This window comes from Streptomyces sp. NBC_00704 (assembly GCF_036226605.1).
GTDB lineage: Bacteria > Actinomycetota > Actinomycetes > Streptomycetales > Streptomycetaceae > Streptomyces.
On the sequence record NZ_CP109000.1, the window covers coordinates 5,221,315 to 5,238,939 of the forward strand.

General features: G+C 72.3%; 14 protein-coding genes. 5 read left to right on the forward strand and 9 right to left on the reverse strand.

Annotated elements, in window-relative coordinates:
- Window positions 1-85: 85 nt before the first annotated feature.
- From OG802_RS22810 to OG802_RS22825, 4 genes are all read left to right on the forward strand, one after another.
- Window positions 86-1,066: a LysR substrate-binding domain-containing protein gene (locus OG802_RS22810; protein WP_329413166.1), complete on the forward strand. Its 981-nt coding sequence runs from the start codon at window positions 86-88 to the stop codon at window positions 1,064-1,066.
- A gap of 227 nt (window positions 1,067-1,293) precedes the next feature.
- Window positions 1,294-2,196, forward strand: a complete 903-nt coding sequence (locus OG802_RS22815; RefSeq protein WP_329413167.1) for a MarR family transcriptional regulator — start codon at window positions 1,294-1,296, stop codon at window positions 2,194-2,196.
- Window positions 2,197-2,356: 160 nt separating this feature from the next.
- Complete coding sequence (locus OG802_RS22820) at window positions 2,357-2,743, forward strand: roadblock/LC7 domain-containing protein (RefSeq protein WP_329413169.1); 387 nt, start codon at window positions 2,357-2,359, stop codon at window positions 2,741-2,743.
- A 4-nt stretch (window positions 2,744-2,747) separates the two neighbouring features.
- Window positions 2,748-3,176 (forward strand): hypothetical protein, encoded by a 429-nt coding sequence (locus OG802_RS22825; protein ID WP_329413170.1) that lies wholly within the window; start codon window positions 2,748-2,750, stop codon window positions 3,174-3,176.
- 61 nt (window positions 3,177-3,237) lie between these two features.
- Here the strand turns inward: OG802_RS22825 and OG802_RS22830 are convergent, their stop codons facing one another.
- From OG802_RS22830 to OG802_RS22850, 5 genes are all read right to left on the reverse strand, one after another.
- Complete coding sequence (locus OG802_RS22830) at window positions 3,238-5,613, reverse strand: ABC transporter permease (RefSeq protein WP_329413172.1); 2,376 nt, start codon at window positions 5,611-5,613, stop codon at window positions 3,238-3,240.
- Window positions 5,610-6,236: an ABC transporter ATP-binding protein gene (locus OG802_RS22835; RefSeq protein ID WP_443055453.1), complete on the reverse strand. Its 627-nt coding sequence runs from the start codon at window positions 6,234-6,236 to the stop codon at window positions 5,610-5,612. The genes OG802_RS22830 and OG802_RS22835 overlap by 4 nt, the downstream gene beginning before the upstream one ends.
- A gap of 59 nt (window positions 6,237-6,295) precedes the next feature.
- Window positions 6,296-6,820, reverse strand: coding sequence for a PadR family transcriptional regulator (locus OG802_RS22840; RefSeq protein WP_329413176.1), 525 nt, complete (start codon window positions 6,818-6,820; stop codon window positions 6,296-6,298).
- A gap of 130 nt (window positions 6,821-6,950) precedes the next feature.
- Window positions 6,951-7,205 (reverse strand): hypothetical protein, encoded by a 255-nt coding sequence (locus OG802_RS22845; protein ID WP_329413178.1) that lies wholly within the window; start codon window positions 7,203-7,205, stop codon window positions 6,951-6,953.
- Window positions 7,202-8,173: an SPFH domain-containing protein gene (locus OG802_RS22850; RefSeq protein WP_329413180.1), complete on the reverse strand. Its 972-nt coding sequence runs from the start codon at window positions 8,171-8,173 to the stop codon at window positions 7,202-7,204. The genes OG802_RS22845 and OG802_RS22850 overlap by 4 nt, the downstream gene beginning before the upstream one ends.
- A gap of 279 nt (window positions 8,174-8,452) precedes the next feature.
- On the opposite strand from OG802_RS22850, the gene OG802_RS22855 reads away from it, so the two are divergent.
- A complete protein-coding gene (locus OG802_RS22855) occupies window positions 8,453-10,903 on the forward strand; it encodes a transglycosylase domain-containing protein (protein WP_329413181.1) in 2,451 nt (816 codons plus the stop codon).
- A 124-nt stretch (window positions 10,904-11,027) separates the two neighbouring features.
- Here the strand turns inward: OG802_RS22855 and OG802_RS22860 are convergent, their stop codons facing one another.
- From OG802_RS22860 to OG802_RS22875, 4 genes are all read right to left on the reverse strand, one after another.
- Window positions 11,028-13,151, reverse strand: coding sequence for a SpoIIE family protein phosphatase (locus OG802_RS22860; protein ID WP_329413183.1), 2,124 nt, complete (start codon window positions 13,149-13,151; stop codon window positions 11,028-11,030).
- A gap of 317 nt (window positions 13,152-13,468) precedes the next feature.
- Entirely contained in the window at window positions 13,469-14,161 is a 693-nt protein-coding gene (gene fomD, locus OG802_RS22865) for a cytidylyl-2-hydroxypropylphosphonate hydrolase (protein WP_329413184.1), read from the reverse strand.
- A gap of 73 nt (window positions 14,162-14,234) precedes the next feature.
- Window positions 14,235-15,620, reverse strand: a complete 1,386-nt coding sequence (locus tag OG802_RS22870) for a class II fumarate hydratase (RefSeq protein ID WP_329417317.1) — start codon at window positions 15,618-15,620, stop codon at window positions 14,235-14,237.
- Between the two features lie 183 nt (window positions 15,621-15,803).
- Window positions 15,804-17,471, reverse strand: coding sequence for a fumarate hydratase (locus tag OG802_RS22875; protein WP_329413185.1), 1,668 nt, complete (start codon window positions 17,469-17,471; stop codon window positions 15,804-15,806).
- Window positions 17,472-17,625: the final 154 nt, after the last annotated feature.

Sequence of the window (17,625 nt, forward strand, 5' to 3'; positions counted from 1 at the left end):
GGGTTGGACGACGCCGATCGTGGCACAGGGTGCATTGATTCAGGAAATGGCTACACTCGATCGAATTGATCGGAGGAAGCTATCAGTGACCGTAGGTAATTCCCGGGCCAGAAGACGGCCGCCCAGCCCGACCCAGCTCCGCGCCTTCACGGCCGTCGCCGAGCATCTGCACTTCCGGGACGCGGCCGCCGCCGTCGGCATGAGCCAGCCCGCCCTGTCCGGCGCCGTCGCGGCCCTGGAGGAGGTCCTCGGGGTCACCCTCCTCGAGCGTACGACCCGCAAGGTGCTGCTCTCGCCCGCCGGCGAGCGGCTCGTCGTCCGGGCCAGGGCGGTCCTCGACGAGATGGACGCGCTGATGGAGGAGGCCGAGGCGGTGCGGGCCCCCTTCACCGGAGCGCTGCGCCTCGGCGTCATCCCCACCGTCGCGCCCTACCTCCTGCCGACCGTCCTGCGGCTGGTCCACGAGCGCTACCCGCAGCTCGACCTCCAGGTCCACGAGGAGCAGACCGCCGGCCTCGTGGACGGCCTGCACACCGGCCGGCTCGACCTGCTGCTGCTCGCCGTCCCGCTCGGCGTCCCGGGCGTCGTCGAACTCCCGCTGTTCGACGAGGACTTCGTGCTGGTCACGCCCCTCGGCCATGAACTCGGCGGGCGGGAGGGCATCGCGCGCGAGGCGCTCAGGGAGCTGAACCTGCTGCTCCTCGACGAGGGCCACTGCCTGCGCGACCAGGCGCTGGACATCTGCCGCGAGGCGGGCCGCGGGGACGCGCCGGTGACGACCACCGCCGCCGGACTGTCCACCCTCGTCCAGCTCGTCGCCGGCGGCCTGGGCTGCACGCTCCTGCCGCGCACCGCCGTCACCGTCGAGACCAGCCGCAGCACACAGCTGCTCACCGGCGCCTTCGCCGACCCCGCGCCCGCCCGCCGCGTCGCCCTGGCCATGCGCACCGGCGCGGCGAGGGGGGCGGAGTACCGGGAGCTGGCGGACGCCCTGCGCGAGGCCCTGCGGCCGCTTCCGGTCCGGGTGCTCGGCGACGGGGGCGACGAGAGGCGCGCCGGGGGGTGAGGAGAGGCGCGGCGGGGGGTGCGAGGGGCGGCGGGGGTGAGGTCCGGCTGGGTGCTCCACTCGGTCAAATAACGTCCGCCGTAAGCGAATTGGGCTTCCCGGCGAGGCAAGTTCCGTCAGCTGGGGGCAGGTCGGAAATCCCGCGCGGGACCGTGCGCCCCGGCTGATACACATTCCCTCCTCAGCGCTACGCGTCAGGCGTATGTGCGAGAGGCCCAAGGGGAGTGATGTCGGGCTACGAGCTGCTCGCACGCGACCTCACCGCGTGCGGCCGGGACGGCTTCACCGGGGAGCTGCGGGTGTCCGGCTCGCCCGGCGGCGCCTTCCACCTCCACGGTGGACTGGTCGTCGCCGTCGAGTCGCCGGGCGCACCCGGCCCGGAGGCGCTCCTGCTGCGCTCGGGGCGGATCGGCGGCGAGGAGTGGGCCGCCCTGGTGCGCGAGTCGGGCGGGGCGCGCTGGCCGGCCGCCGGGCTGATCGCCCACGGTTACGCCGGGGCCGCCCAGCTCCGGGTGGTCTGCGCGATGTCCCTCCAGGACGCCGCGTTCGCCGTCGTCGCGGGCGGCGTCGACGGCTGCGAACGCGGCCCGGCGGCCGGGCCCCCGCCGGCCGCCGTCGCCGTGGGCGAACCGCCCACCCGGCTGCTCCAGGAGGCGTCCCGCAAACTGCGCGCGCTGCTCGCGCTGCCGTACCCCGTACGCCCGGACCGGGAGCGGCCCGCGCCCGCCCCCGTCTCCTGCGCCGCGACCCGCCTCGGCGCTCTGCGATGCGAGCTGCTCGAACACGCCGACGGCCGCCGCACCGCCCGCGACCTGGCCTTCCGCACCGGGCGAGGGGTCTACACCGTCACCGTCGAGGTGGCCCGGATGCTGGGCGAAGGGCTGCTGGAGTGCGTGGACGCGCCCCACCCGATCCCGGTCCGGCTGCCCGCCGACGGCGACGGTCTGCGGCCCCGGGAACCCGAGCCGCCCGCCGCGCCGCCGCGGGCGGGGCCGCCGGACCCGGACGCGTCGGCCCTGCCCCGGCGGCGGCCCGGCGCCAGCGGCATCAACGAGGCCCTCACCCCGGAACCGAACGGCGGCACCGGCTGGAAGGAGTTCTTCCGCCTGCGCAATCCCACGGCGAGATGACCCGCCGCGCCCACCCCGACCGCCCCGACCGCCCCTCCACGCGGCCCCACCCGCCTCCCCACGCACCCCCACCCCCACCCACGGCCCCGCACGACCCCCACGCACGGCCCCACGGACAGAAGAACGGTCATATGCGATCAGAGACAGGGGAGTTGCCCACATGGACCACGAAGCCCTCGCGCGGGAGATGCGCGGCCTGCGCGAGCAGGTGACCGGCATCACCGACACCGCGGTGGCGGCGGCCGACGGACTGCTCATCGCCGCCGACACCGCCGACTCCATCGACCCCGAGGGCCTCGCCGCCCTCGCGGCGGCGGGCCTCGGCCTGGCCCGCCGCACCTCCGAGGCGACCGCCCGCGGCGCCCTGCACCGCACGGTGGCCTACGGCAGCCACGGCTGCGCCGCGTTCTACGCGGTCGGAGACACCGCCCTGATGGTCGTGCTCGGCGACGAGGGCATGGACGTGGAGCGCCTGCACACGGCGACCCAGCCCGCCCTGCGCCGCATCGACCTGATCCTCACCAGGAAAGCCGCCGAAGGAGTCTGAAGGGATGGCGACGAAGCGTATGACCCCCGGTTTCTCCGATCAGGTGATGGGCCTGGTCAAATCACTGCGAACGGACGCCCCCGACTGCCTCGCCTCCGGCGTGGTCGACATGGCCACCGGCATGCTGCTGTCCTACGAGACGGTCGACAACCATCCGCCCGAGGTCCTGGACCTGCTCGCGGGCGCGACGCTCGACCTGTTCCAGGGCCGCACGGTGGTGATGATCGAGGACGTCTTCAAGGAGCGCCGCGGCGTCCAGAGCGACAACCACTTCTTCCAGGAGATCCTCGTCAACAGCGAGAACCTCACCCACCTGTTCGTGCGGATGACGGAACAGCAGGACGTCGTCGCCGTGGTCGTCTGCCGCAAGTCGGTGAACGTGGGCATGCTCTTCGCCCAGGTGCGAAGGGTGGTGCGGGAGTACCGGCTGTGAACACGGACGGCCCCTCCCCGCAGGGGGAGGGGCCGGACCGGGCGCCCGCGGCGGGCGGCGGCTACTCGGTGCGCAGCCCGTCCGGCCGCAGCAGCCGCAGCAGCGGCGGCAGACTCAGCAGCGTCACCGCGAGGACGACCAGCGCGCCGATGCCCGTCATGGCCAGCACGCTCGACCAGTCCACGTCGACCGGGGTGTCCGTCATCCGCAGCAGCACCGCGCCCAGGGTGATCCCCACCGTCGCTGCCAGCAGCAGCCCCAGCACGATCGGGATCGCCGTCTGCCACAGCACGGACAGCCCCAGCGTGCGGCGCCGGGTGCCGAAGGCGACCAGGGACGACAGCAGCTTCCTGCGTTCGCGCAGCTGCTCCAGCTGGGAGACCAGCAGGCTCGCCCCGATCAGCGCCAGCACCGCGGCCGAGCCGACCAGCAGCCCGGTGCGGATGGAACTGAACTTCGTGTCCTGCCGGGTGGCCGTCCAGTTCATCGGCTGGGACAGCGGGTCCACCCGGAACGCCGTGTTGCGGGCGTACTCGTAGGCGTCGGGCACGGACTCGTCGATCGAGAGGTAGATCTCCCCGCTGACCCGCTTCTCGGCCGTCTTCGGCAGCGCGCCCGGCGTCATCAGGAAGCCGTCGCGCTCCCAGTCGGTCAGGCCCTTCACCGAACGGGCGGACCGGACGCCCGGCGGGACGGTCCACACGACGTCCCCGCTGTCGTCGTCGGAGGACGGCTCGAAGTACAGCTTCCGGCCGGGCACGTTCAGCGCCGCGCTGTCGCCGGAGTTCTCGCCGCCCACCAGGACGAAGACGTCGCCGTCCTTGCACGTGGGCAGCTTCGCCAGCTCGCGCAGGGCGGAGCACTCGCCGACGGCCAGCGAGCCGAGGTTGTCCGGGCCCTCCTCGGTCTTCCAGGAGGAGTCGCCGAGGTAGCCCTCCCACAGCGCCGTCACCTTGCGGACCGCCTTGGTCTCGGCGAACTTCCGCGCCGTGGGGGCCAGCGGCGCGCCGTCCGGCACGCCGACCTGCATCTGCGCCCGGCTGACGTCCTTCCCGGTGGACTTGGTGTAGTCGCCGTCCACGCCCGCGAACAGCATCTGGAGCGCGATCGCCCCGGCCACCGCCACCGCGATGCCGTTGACCATCCGGGCCGCCGAGCCGCTGCTCAACTGGAGCCGCCGAACGGCCAGTTGCCAGGCGACACCGCCCGAGCCGAGCCGGGCGACGACCGCCTCCACGAGCCAGGGCAGCAGCGCGGTGATGCCGACCAGGATCAGCATGACCCCGCCGCTCACCAGGTACTGGTTGAAGTCGCCGTTGGCATGGCCCTGGCCGATCATGGGGTAGAGCATCGCGACGCCGGCCAGGGGCAGCAGCAGCCGCCACCACAGGCGCCGTCGTGCGGGCTTGGCGGTGCGCACGACCCCGAGGGGCTCGATCACCACACCGCGCAGCGCGAACAGGGTGACCAGCACCGCCGCCGTCGGCACCGCCAGGACGACCAGCGCGGCCAGCGCGGGGGAGGGGTCGAGGTAGCTGGGCCACACGCTCACGCCGACCACCTCGACGGTGCCCGCGAACTGGCGGCCGGCCAGGAAGAACACGGTGCCCAGGACCAGGCCCAGCAGGGAGCCGGCCATCGCCTCGCCGGCCGCGATGCGCCGGGTCATCCGGCTGTCGGAACCGATCAGCCGCAGGGCCGCGAGCCGGCGGTCGCGCCGCTCGCCGCCGAACCGCACGGCCGCGGCGATGAACACCGCGACGGGCATCAGCAGCACCACGATGACCACGAGGATCAGCAGGAGCAGCACCGGGTCGGTCTGCTCGTGCGACGGGTCCGGGTTGCCGAACCTCTCCAGCCGGGTCACCGGTCCCGAGCCGTTGACGTGCGCCTGAAGCCCGGTGGCGCCCGCGTAGTAGGCGAGTTCCTGCGAGCCGACCAGCCCGCCCTCCCCGATGGTCCCGACGACGTGGTACGGCAGCCGTTCGCGCAGCGGCGCGGAGCCGTCGGCGGCCAGCAGCTTCTTCAGCGCGGGGGAGACGTACATGTCGCCCTCGGCCGGGAAGCGGCTCACGCCGGGCGGCAGGGGCGCGCCCGCGCCCTCCGGCTCCACCATCCGGCCCCGGATGTCCTTGTCGCGGAACGTCGTGTCGGACTGCGCGATCAGCAGGGTCCGGTCGGACTTCGCCGGCGGCTCGCCGAACGGCCAGTCCAGCCGGGACTGTTCGCGGTCGTGGCGTACTTCGAGCGCGTTGGGCGCCGCGGTCGTCAGCAGCAGCACGGCCACGCCGAGGCCGACGCCCACGGCGGTCAGAACGGCCCGGATCCAGCCCTCGCGTCCGCCGCTGAAGGCGAACCGGACGCCCAGTCCCAGGTCTCTGGACCTCCCCCACTTTCGGCTTCGCTCAAGCGGGCGGTGCCCCCTGCGCAGACTCATACGACGCGCTCCATGTCCCGCGACCGGCCGTCCCGTACGACGATCTCGCGGTCGGAGTAAGCGGCCACCCGCGCCTCGTGCGTGACGAGGACGACGGCGGCGTTGGCCGTGCGGGCGGCCTCGGTGAGCAGTTCCATCACGCGTTCGCCGTTGAGCGAGTCCAGCGCGCCGGTGGGCTCGTCGGCGAAGAGGACCCGGGGGGCGGTGACGAGCGAGCGCGCCACGGCGACCCGCTGCCCCTGGCCGCCGGAGACCTCGCCGGGCCGCTTCCCGCCGAGGTCGTCGACCTCCAGGCGCTGCATCCACTCCAGCGCGGTGCGCTCGGCCTTCTTGCGCGGGGCGCCGTTCAGCCGCAGCGGCAGCGCGACGTTCTCCACGCAGGTCAGCTCGGGCACGAGCTGGCCGAACTGGAACACGAAGCCGAAGTCCGAGCGGCGCAGCGCGCTGCGCTGGGCGTCGCTCATCGTGGCGAGGTCGCGGCCGTCGTACATGATCGAGCCGGAGTCGGGCGTCACGATGCCGGCGAGGCAGTGCAGCAGCGTCGACTTGCCGGACCCGGACGGGCCCATCACCGCGACGACCTCGCCGGGGTGGATGGAGAACTCGGCGCCGTCGAGCGCCATGGTCGGGCCGTAGGCCTTGCGCAGATCCTCGGCGACGAGCAGGGATCCCCCGGGAGCCTTCACGCCTGCATCGCCGCCTTCAGCTTGTCGAGACGTGCGGCGGCCAGCTCCAGCCAGCGCAGGTCGGCTTCGAGATGGAACAGCGCGTGGTCGCAGATCAGCTGGTCGGCGAGATCGCCCCTGCGCTTGCGGTCGGTGAGGATGCGCATGCTGCGCAGGTGCTCCGAGCGCTGGGTGTCGAGGATGTCGGCGGCGTCGCGGTGGGTGAGCAGCGCCAGGACGATCTTCGTGTAGAGCGTGGACTGCAGATACGGCTCGGGCTTCTCGGGCGTGGCGAGCCACTGCTCGACGTCGGTGATCCCGGCGTCGGTGATGGCGTAGCGCTTGCGCTCGGGGCCGCCGCCGGTCTCGATGCCGTCGACCTCGACGAGCCCGTTCTTCAGCAGGCGCGACATCGTCGAGTAGACCTGGCCGTAGTGCAGCGGCCGGTCGTGACCGAACTTCTCGTCGAAGGCCCGCTTGAGGTCGTAACCGTGGCGGGGCCCGGACTCCAGGAGTCCCAGGAGGGTGTGACCGATGGACATGCGAGGACTGTACATGCGGTGTATACCCGCCGTGTATACGCGGAGTGCGCAGGTGGCAGCGGTGGGTACGGCTTCGCAGGTGACGGTCCATTGTCACCGTTTGGCTACAGGCTCCCCGGCGGCCGGGCCGTCAGGGCGTCGGGGGCCTCGGGGCGGAGCCGCCCGGGGGGCGGCCGCGGCGGGGCAGCGGGCCGGTGTCGCCGGGCAGCCGGCCCGCCTCCTTCAGGGCCCTGCGCAACAGGAACTCGATCTGCGCGTTGGCGGACCGCAGATCCTCCCCGGCCCACCGGGCCAGCGCCTCGTACACCGCCGGGTCCAGCCGCAGCAGCACCTGCTTGCGCTGCGGCCGGCCCTGGGGGGCCGTGCCCCCGGAGGGAGCGGTCACTGGTAGAGCGTCCCGGTGTTCAGCACGGGCTGGGGCGCCCGGTCCCCGCACAGCACCACCATCAGGTTGGACACCATGGCCGCCTTCCGTTCCTCGTCCAGCTCGACGATGCCCTGTTCGGCGATCCGGGCGAGCGCCGCCTCGACCATGCCGACGGCCCCGTCCACGATCTCCCGCCGCGCGGCCACGACCGCGCCCGCCTGCTGGCGCTGGAGCATCGCCGAGGCGATCTCCGGAGCGTACGCGAGGTGGGTGAAGCGGGACTCGATGATCCGCACGCCGGCCGCCTCCACGCGCGCGTGGAGCTCCACGGCGAGCTTCTCGGTGATCTCCTCGGCGTTCCCGCGCAGGGAGAGCCCGTCCTCGTCGTGCGAGTCGTAGGGGTACTCGATGGCGATGTGCCGCACGGCCGCCTCGGTCTGGGTGGCGACGAACTCCAGGAAGTCGTCCACCTCGAAGGAGGCCTGCGCGGTGTCGCGCACGTTCCACACCACGACCGCGGCCAGCTCGATCGGGTTGCCGTAGGCGTCGTTGACCTTGAGGACGGCCGTCTCGTGGTTGCGGACCCGGGTGGAGATCTTCGTGCGGGACGTGAAGGGGTTCACCCAGCGCAGGCCGTCCTCGCGGATGGTGCCCCGGTAGCGGCCGAAGAGCTGCACCACGCGGGCCTCGCCGGGCGCCACCGTGTTCAGTCCGCACATCGCGAGGAACGCCGCCAGGGCGACCAGGACGCCGAGGACGATCAACGCCGCCTTCAGGCCGGTCGCCGTCACCGCGGTGGCCGCGGCGATCGCCCCGGCCCCGGCCAGCAGCCCGGCAAGACCGAGCAGCAGCGCCAGGCCGCCGCCCACGCTGTGCGCGGGGAACTCGGTCACGCGCGGGGCGGGCATCTCGGGGGCGTCGACGGATTCGGCGACGGCCCGGCCGGCGGCCGAGGGGCCGTGGGGTGAGGGGTCGTGTGCGGACATGGTGGTTCCCCGTCTCTCGTCAGCAGCCTTATATGCGATCGGCTGTCTAGCTAAGTGATATCACTTTAACAGGGAATGGCAACCCTGTACCCCTCTCGAACGTCGAATCGGTGGGGAGGTCACGCCGGTTCCTCGGGGTGGGGTGCTGATTCTCACGCCCTCCGAAGGCCGGATCGACGGCACTTCGTCATAGAGAGCGGTGTTAGCTTTCTGAGCTGACCTGCCCCTGCCCCCGGGCACTGGTGTGACTGCCGAGTAGGAAGCGGAGCGAGCGGACTCATGGGACGAGCGGAAGAGAGACGAGCGCGACAGCGCGGTGGCCGCCGCGCGGCGCCGAGGAACCGCTCCGCGGAGACGGAGTCCGCGCCGACCGCCGACCGCGACACCGCCGCCGGGCCCGCGACCGCGACGACGACCGCGCCCGCCACCGGCGGCCGCGCGGCCGCCCGCAAGGGCGCCAAGAAGGCCGGCAGGGGCGCCAAGGGCAAGGCGGGCAAGGCCGGCAAGGCGGACCGCAGCCTCATACGCCGGATCTTCACCTGGAAGAAGGTCCTCGGCACGTTCCTCGGCCTCACCGTCGCCGTCCTCGGCGCGTTCGTCTGGCTGTACGTGAGCACGCCGATCCCGGCCGGCAACCCCGACGCCGACCTCCAGAGCAACGTCTACAAGTACGGCAACGGCGCGATGCTCGCCCGCGACGGCGACGTCAACCGCGAGAACGTCGACCTCGCCACGGTCCCCAAGGCCGTCCAGCACACCTTCGTCGCCGCCGAGAACAAGTCCTTCTACAACGACAACGGCGTCGACCTGAAGGGCACCGCCCGCGGCGTGCTCAACACCCTGAGGGGCAGGGGCGCGCAGGGCGGCTCGACGATCACCCAGCAGTACGTCAAGAACTACTACCTGTCCCAGGAACAGACCGTCACGCGCAAGCTGAAGGAACTGGTCATCTCCCTCAAGCTGGACCGGGAGAAGGACAAGGACTACATCCTCGCCGGATACATCAACACCAGCTACTACGGCCGCGGCGCCTACGGCATCCAGGCCGCCGCCCAGGCCTACTACCGCGTCGACGCCGACAAGCTCTCCGTCGCCCAGGGCGCCTACCTCGCCGCACTGCTCCAGGCCCCCAGCCAGTACGACTGGGCCACCGCCTCCGACACCGGCAAACGCCTGGTCCAGGCCCGCTGGAACTACGTCCTCGACAACATGGTCGGCCAGGACTGGCTGAAGAAGTCCGAGCGCGACGCCATGAAGTTCCCCGTTCCCCAGGACCCCAAGGCCGCTCCGGGCAAGGAGGGCCAGATCGGCTACCTGGTCGACGCGGCCAACGCCGAACTCGCCAACCAGCTCGTGGCCACCGGCGTCGCCGACGACTACGAGTCGGCCGCGGCCCTCGTCCGCAAGGGCGGCTGGAACATCGAGCTGAACATCGACAAGAAGAAGCAGAAGGCGCTGGAGACCGCGGTCAAGGAGCAGCTCACCAGCAAGCTGGACAAGAAGAAGCGCCCGGTCGACGGCGACGTCCAGGCCGGCGCGGTGTCGGTGAACCCGAAGACCGGCGCGGTCGAGGCGATGTACGGCGGCACCAGCTACACCCAGCACTACCTCAACAACGCCACCCGCACCGACTACCAGCCCGCCTCCACCTTCAAGCCGGTGATCCTCGCCGCCGCCTTCGACGAGAACGCGGTCACCCAGGACGACCGGAAGATCACCGCCAACACCATCTACGACGGCACCAGCAAGCGCCCCGTCGTCGGCAGCGACATCGGCTTCGCCCCCGAGAACGAGGACGACCAGGACTACGGCCCCGTCACCGTCCAGACGGCGCTCAACAAGTCCATCAACTCCGTCTTCGCGCAGATGGGCGTGGACGTCGGCATGGACAAGGTGCTCCAGGTCGCCGACCAGCTCGGCATGCACACCAAGGACCTGAAGGCCGTCCCGGCCCAGACCCTCGGCACCATGGGCGCGAGCCCCCTGCAGATGGCCGGCGTCTACGCCACCCTCGACAACCACGGCAAGAAGGTCACCCCGGCGCTCATCAAGTCGGCGGAGAACAGCGCCCACCCCTCCTTCAAGCACACCGCCCCCATCGGCGGGCAGGTCATCGACCGCGAGGCGGCCGACTCGGTCACCTCCGTGCTCACCGGCGTGGTCGACGACGGCACGGCGAAGCTCTCCGTGCGGGACAACCCGCTGCGCAGGGGCCAGAAGGTCGCCGGCAAGACGGGCACCTCCGACAACAACAAGTCCGCCTGGTTCACCGGCTACACCCCCGACCTCGTCACCTCGGTCGGCCTGTTCGGCGAGTCCGCCAAGGCCCCCCACCCGCAGGTCCCGCTCACCGGCGCGACGAACGGCCTGAAGTCGGACGACGGCCGGGTCAACGGCGGCGGCTTCCCGGCGCAGATCTGGGCGGCCTACACCTTCGGCGTCTCCACCAAGGTCTCCAAGTTCGACCTGGAGACCGATCAGGGCGCGGCGGTCCAGACGGCGCCCCCGTCGCCGTCCTCCTCGCCCTCGCCGAGTTCCTCGCCGTCCTCGTCGCCGAAGCCGAGCACCTCGCCGTCCTCGTCGCCGAAGCCGAGCACGTCCCCGTCCTCGTCGCCCAAGCCGAGCACGTCCCCGTCCAGCTCGCCGTCCGGCGGCCCCTCGACCGAACCGAGCACGGACGACCCCTCCACCGGCTCGGAGCGCCCCGACAACCCGATCTTCGGCCAGTAACGCCGAACGGACGACGAAGGGGGCGCCCGGAGATCTCCGGGCGCCCCCTTCACGCGTCCACACGTCCGCGCTCCCGGCGTCTCACGCGTGGCCCGCGTGGCTCACGTGGCTCGCCTGTACCGCGTCAGTTCCGGTTCAGCTCGAACCAGACCACCTTGCCCGTGCTGAGCCGCGTGGCCCCCCAGCGCCGGGCGAGCCGGTTCACCAGGTACAGCCCGCGCCCGCCCTCGTCCGTCGCCCTGGCCTGCCGCAGCCGGGGCAGCTGCGGGACGTCGTCCCCGACCTCGCACCGCAGCACGTCGGTCCGCAGCAGCCGCAGGGTGACCGGGCGCGTCGCGTACCGCACCGCGTTCGTGACGACCTCGCTCACCAGCAGCTCGACCGAGTCGGTCATGTCCTCCATGTCCCAGCGGGACAGCGCCCGCCGCGCCAGCCGGCGCGCCCGCCCCGGCGCCGCGTCCTCCGGCTCCAGGAACCAGTACGCCACGTCGCTGGGCGCGATCCCGTCGAACCGGGCGGCCAGGAGCGCGATGTCGTCGTCCCGGTCGCCCGGACCGAGCATGTCGAGCACCTCGTCGCACAGGGCCTCGAGCGGCGGCGGATGATCCGGTCCGGTCAGCTGGGCCGTCGCCGCGAGCTTCTCCCGCAGCTGCTCTATGCCCGTCGCCACGTCCCGCAGCCGGGACTCCACCAGGCCGTCCGTGTACAGCAGCAGCGTCGCCCCCGCCGGCGCGTCCAGCTCCACCGCCTCGAAGTCGACCCCGCCGACGCCGATCGGCGCGCCCGGCGGCACCCGCAGCACCTCGGCCCGGCCGCCCAGATGCAGCAGGATGGGCGGCGGATGCCCCGCGTTGGCGATCGTGATGCGGTGCGCGACCGGGTCGTAGACGGCGTACAGACACGTCGCCATGCGGTCGGTGCCCAGCCGCTGGGCCTGCTCGTCGAGATGGTGCAGGACCTCCTGCGGCGGCAGGTCCAGCCCGGCGAGCGTCTGCGCCGTGGTGCGCAACTGCCCCATGATGGCCGCCGACGTCATGGAATGCCCCATCACGTCCCCGACGACCAGGGCCACCCGGCTGCCGGGCAGCGGGATCGCGTCGTACCAGTCGCCGCCCACCCGCGCCGTCTCCGCCGCCGGCAGGTACCGCGACGCCAGCCGCACGCCCGTGGGACGCGGCAGCGTCTCGGGCAGCATCGTGCGCTGCAACTCGTCGGCGATGTACGCCTCACGGTCGTACAGCACCGCCTTGTCGATGCCGAGCGCGCTGTGCGTGGCGAGCTGGGCCGCCACCAGCAGGTCGTCGTTCTCGAACGGCAGGCGCTCGGGACGGCGCAGGAACACCGCCGCGCCGATCACCCGCCGCCGCCCCCGCAACGGGGCCAGCACGGCCCGCTGACCGCCCGGCACCACCAACGTGCTGTCCTCGCCCAGCAGTTCGGGCAACGCGGCCCGCGCCGCCGGATTGTCCGCGAACACCGGACGCACCCCGCGCAGCACCTCCGCGAGCGCGCCGCCGGGCCGCACCTCGCACATGTCCCCGACCGACGCCGACAGCTCGGCCGTCAGCTCCCCCGGCTCCGGAGGCGGCAGGGCGAGCGCGGCGAAGCCGGTCTCCGTGTCGCGCTCCTCCGGGATGCGGTCGGTGCGGCGCAGCCGCAGCATGATGCGGTCCGCCGCCGGCCGCTCGTCGCCGACCGGCAGCGGATCGCGCAGATAGACCAGGATCGCGTCGGAGAAGGTCGGCACCGTGGCCCGGCACAGCCCCATCACGATCTCGTCCAGGTCCAGACCGCGCGCGATCCGCCGGGTCGCCGCGCCCACGAACCGCAACCGGTCCCCGTCCCGCCGCATCGGCGTGGGCCGGCCCGGCGCCACCGCCATCCCGGCCCGCCGCTCCTGCCCGCCGGGCCCGCGCTCGGCGCGCGCCTCCGCGCCCGGCTGGGCCGGGATGGACTCGGGCACGGGCCGCGGCCGGTGCGTGTCCGGTTCGGTGGACGCGGACGGCTGGGAGTGCTCGGTCCCGGAACCCGCCTCCGGACCGGCCGCCGCATCCTTTCCCGCAGCTCCCTGGCCGCCCATGGTGCCCTTTCCGCCCTTTCCGCCCTTTCCGCAGGTCGTCGTACCCGAGCCGTCGGGCGGTAACGCTGCCGCACCCGGCGCGGGCGCCGGGGTGTGCAGGAGTGCCCCACGGGGGTCCGTGGGGTCGACGCCCTGGGGGCGTTCGTAGGAGATGGGCTGCTCCGTCACGCGTGTCGAATCCGTCCGTCCGGGGCTGCGCGCCGCGCGCGCAGCTGGTCCCGCAGGAAGTCCGATACCCGGAATACATGTCCCTGGAACGGAATTCCCGCGTGGTCAGAGGTTGTTCCTGTGTCGCCGGTGGACCTCGCGCGACCCTGGGAGCCTACGTGGAACGTCCCGCCGGTGTTTCCCTCGTGCCCCTCGCTCACGTCCTGCCGCCCCTCGGTGACGTTCGGTCAGACCCGTTCCGCACCCCGGGAGTTACCGACCGCGGTGCCTTGCGGAGGACGATCCTACGTTTGCCGCCCGGGGGCGCATCAAGGGTCTCATGTGGACATGTGCGCGGGGGTACGGTCCCAGTCCTCCGGCAGCAACGGTACGGCCCACGCCGGATCAGGGCGCCAGTGCTGCCATCCCTCGTCGAACGGCGACCCCCAGGCGCGGATCCGCTCCACGGCCCTGCGGCCCGCCTCACGGACCCGCCGGGCCGCCGACGCGTCCATCAGCCCGTCCTGCTGGGCCTGCGCGAACTCGTCCTCGTCACGCCAGCCCCAACTGCGGTCCGGGTACACACAGATGTCCAGGAAGTGGTCCACGGAGTCCACCCCGCCGTCCCAACGGGCCAGCGGCTCCTCCAGGTTGACGTACCAGTTCTTGAACCGCCAGCCCGGCTCCCAGAACAGCCACACCGACCAGGGCTCGCCGGGCCGGGCCAGCTTCAGCACACCCGTGCCGAACCAGCGGTCGCGCTGCACGGTCCGCGGCTTGGTGTACCGGGTGGGCAGCGGCTCCTGGTGCAGCGGGGTGCCGTCCGCGAGCACCGGCTTGACGCACTCCGTGCCCGGCGCCATCCACACGGCGAGGAGCTCCTCGTCGTCCCGCACGACGGTGACCGGGCGGGCGATGTGGAAGCGCGCCCCGCCGTTCTCCCGGTAGCGCCACAGGATCCGGTCCCCCGGCTCCCAGAAGGCCGCCGCACCGCCCGTTCCCTCGCGTCTCACCGCTCCGCCGTCAGCCATGGAGAGATATTAGGTGCCATGGCCATATGACGCTGCGGCGCGTGTCACGGTTCTCGCGCCGGGGCGCGAAACGTCACGGGCGCGTCATCCGCAGGACATCCAGCGCCTCGTCGAGCTGCGCGACCGTCAGGTCCCCGCGCTCCACGTACCCGCCGTCCAGCACCACCTGGCGGATCGTCCGCCGCTCCGCCAGCGCCTTCTTGGCCACCTTCGCGGCCTCCTCGTACCCGATGTACTTGTTCAGCGGGGTGACCACGGACGGCGAGGACTCCGCGTACTCCCGGGCGCGTTCGCGGTGGGCGACGATCCCGTCGACGGTCCGGTCGGCGAGCAGCCGCGACACGTTGGCGAGCAGCCGGATCGACTCCAGCACGTTCTTCGCGATGACCGGCAGCATGACGTTCAGCTCGAAGTTGCCCGCCGCGCCGGCCGTGGCGACGGTCGCGTCGTTCCCGACGACCTGCGCGGCCACCATCAGCACCGCCTCCGGGATCACCGGGTTCACCTTGCCCGGCATGATCGAGGAGCCCGGCTGGAGGTCGGGCAGGCTGATCTCGGCCAGCCCCGTGCGCGGCCCCGACGCCATCCACCGCAGATCGTTGGCGATCTTCGTGAGACCCACCGCGATCGTCCGCAGCTGACCGCTGGTCTCGACGATCCCGTCCCGCGCCCCCTGCGCCTCGAAGTGGTCGCGCGCCTCCGTCAGCGGCAGCCCGGTGACGCGGGCGACCTCCTCGATGACGGCGGCGGAGAACCCGGGGGGCGTGTTGATGCCGGTGCCCACCGCCGTGCCGCCCAGCGGCAGCTCGGCGAGCCGCGGCAGGGAGGCGTTCAGCCGCTCGACGCCGTACCGCACCTGCGCCGCGTACCCCCCGAACTCCTGCCCCAGGGTGACGGGCGTGGCGTCCATGAGGTGCGTGCGCCCCGACTTCACGACGTCGGCGAACTCCTCGGACTTGCGCGCCAGCGAGCCGGCGAGGTGCTCCAGCGCGGGGATCAGGTCGCGGGTGACGGCGGCCGTGGCGGCGATGTGCAGCGACGAGGGGAAGACGTCGTTGGACGACTGGGAGGCGTTGACGTGGTCGTTGGGGTGCACGTCGCGGCCCAGACGCTCGGTGGCGAGGGTGGCGACCACCTCGTTGGCGTTCATGTTGGACGACGTCCCCGACCCGGTCTGGAACACGTCGACGGGGAAGTGCTCGTCCCACCGGCCCTCGGCGACCTCGGCGGCGGCCTCCTGGATGGCGTCGGCGATGTCCTGGTCGACCACCCCGAGCCGCGCGTTCACCTTCGCCGCGGCCCCCTTGATGCGCGCCAGCGCCTCGATGTGGGCGCGCTCGATGCGCTGGCCCGAGACGGGGAAGTTCTCGACGGCGCGCTGCGTCTGGGCCCGCCATTTGGCGTGCGCCGGAACGTGTACCTCGCCCATGGAGTCGTGCTCGATGCGGTAGTCGCTCATGCCCCGTACAGCGATCGGCACGGCCCGCTTGTTCCTGGACACGGCCGTCCGGGCCACGCCTCCGGGCGGAGGAGGGCGGAGTAGGGGCGGGGAAGGGCGACAGCGGGGGCGACGGGCGGCGACGGGCGACAGAGGGCCGGTGCGCGGCGGGGGCGAGGTCGGCCCGCGCCGCGCACCGGGGCGCTACGCCAGGCCGGGGCCGCGCACCGGGATGGTGGTGAACGTGGGGGCGGGCGCGGGATCCTGGAAGAAGTCGTTGCCCTTGTCGTCTACGACGATGAACGCCGGGAAGTCCTCGACCTCGATCTTCCAGACGGCCTCCATGCCGAGCTCCTCGTACTCGACGACCTCGACCTTCTTGATGCAGTCCTGGGCGAGGCGCGCGGCCGGGCCGCCGATCGAGCCGAGGTAGAAGCCGCCGTGGGCGTCGCACGCGTCGGTGACCTGCTTGCTGCGGTTGCCCTTGGCCAGCATGACCTTGGAACCGCCCGCGGCCTGGAACTGCTCGACGTAGGAGTCCATGCGGCCGGCCGTCGTCGGGCCGAAGGAACCGGACGCGTACCCCTCGGGGGTCTTCGCCGGGCCCGCGTAGTACACCGGGTGGTCCTTGAGGTACTGCGGCATCTCCTCGCCCGCGTCCAGCCGCTCCTTGATCTTGGCGTGCGCGATGTCGCGGGCCACGACCAGCGGGCCGGTCAGCGACAGCCGGGTCTTGACCGGGTACTTGGTCAGCTCGGCGAGGATGTCGTCCATCGGCTGGTTCAGGTCGATGCGCACGACGTCGGACGACTCGTCGAGGTGCTCGTCCGTGGTCTCGGGGAGGAACCGCGCCGGATCCGTCTCCAACTGCTCCAGGAAGACGCCCTCGGCGGTGATCTTCGCGACGGCCTGGCGGTCGGCCGAGCAGGAGACGGCGATGGCGACCGGGCAGGACGCGCCGTGCCGCGGGAGGCGCACCACGCGCACGTCGTGGCAGAAGTACTTGCCGCCGAACTGCGCGCCGATGCCGATCTTCTGGGTCAGCTCGAAGACCTTCTCCTCCAGCTCCTTGTCCCGGAAGCCGTGGCCCAGCTCGGAGCCCTCGGCGGGGATCTCGTCCAGGTAGTGCGCGGAGGCGTACTTCGCGGTCTTCAGCGCGTACTCGGCGCTCGTGCCTCCGACGACGATCGCCAGGTGGTACGGCGGGCAGGCGGCCGTGCCCAGCGACCGGATCTTCTCCTCCAGGAACTTCATCATGGAGGCCTCGTTCAGGACGGCCTTCGTCTCCTGGTAGAGGAACGACTTGTTGGCGCTGCCGCCGCCCTTCGCCATGAACAGGAACTTGTACGCGCCGCCGTCCGCGGCGTACAGCTCGATCTGCGCCGGCAGGTTGGAGCCGGTGTTCTTCTCGTCCCACATGGTCAGCGGGGCCATCTGCGAGTAGCGCAGGTTGAGGTTCAGGTAGGCGTCGTAGATCCCGCGGCTCAGGGCCGCCTCGTCGCCGCCCTCGGTGAGCACGTTCTGGCCGCGCTTGCCCATGACGATCGCGGTGCCGGTGTCCTGGCACATGGGGAGCACGCCCGCGGCCGCGATGTTCGCGTTCTTGAGCAGGTCCAGCGCCACGAACTTGTCGTTGGCGGAGGCCTCCGGGTCGTCGATGATCCGGCGCAGCTGGGCGAGGTGGGCGGGGCGCAGGTAGTGCTGGATGTCGTGGATCGCCTCCGCGGCGAGCTTGCGCAGCGCCTCCGGCTCCACCTTGAGGAACGTCCGCCCGTCGGCCTCGAAGGTGGAGACACCCTCGGAGGTCACCAGCCGGTAGGGGGTGGTGTCCTCTCCCATGGGGAGCAGATCGGTGTACGCGAACTCAGGCATCTCGCCCATTCCTCACTCGGCAGACGGCGCCCGCCTCCATTGGCGGGCGCCCACCAGCGTAGAACCTGCCGGGGACGGGCCGCCTGTGAGGTCCGGCTCAGTGACGGCGGGCGGCGGCCGGGGAGTGACCACCGGCGGCCGGCGGCCGGGGAGC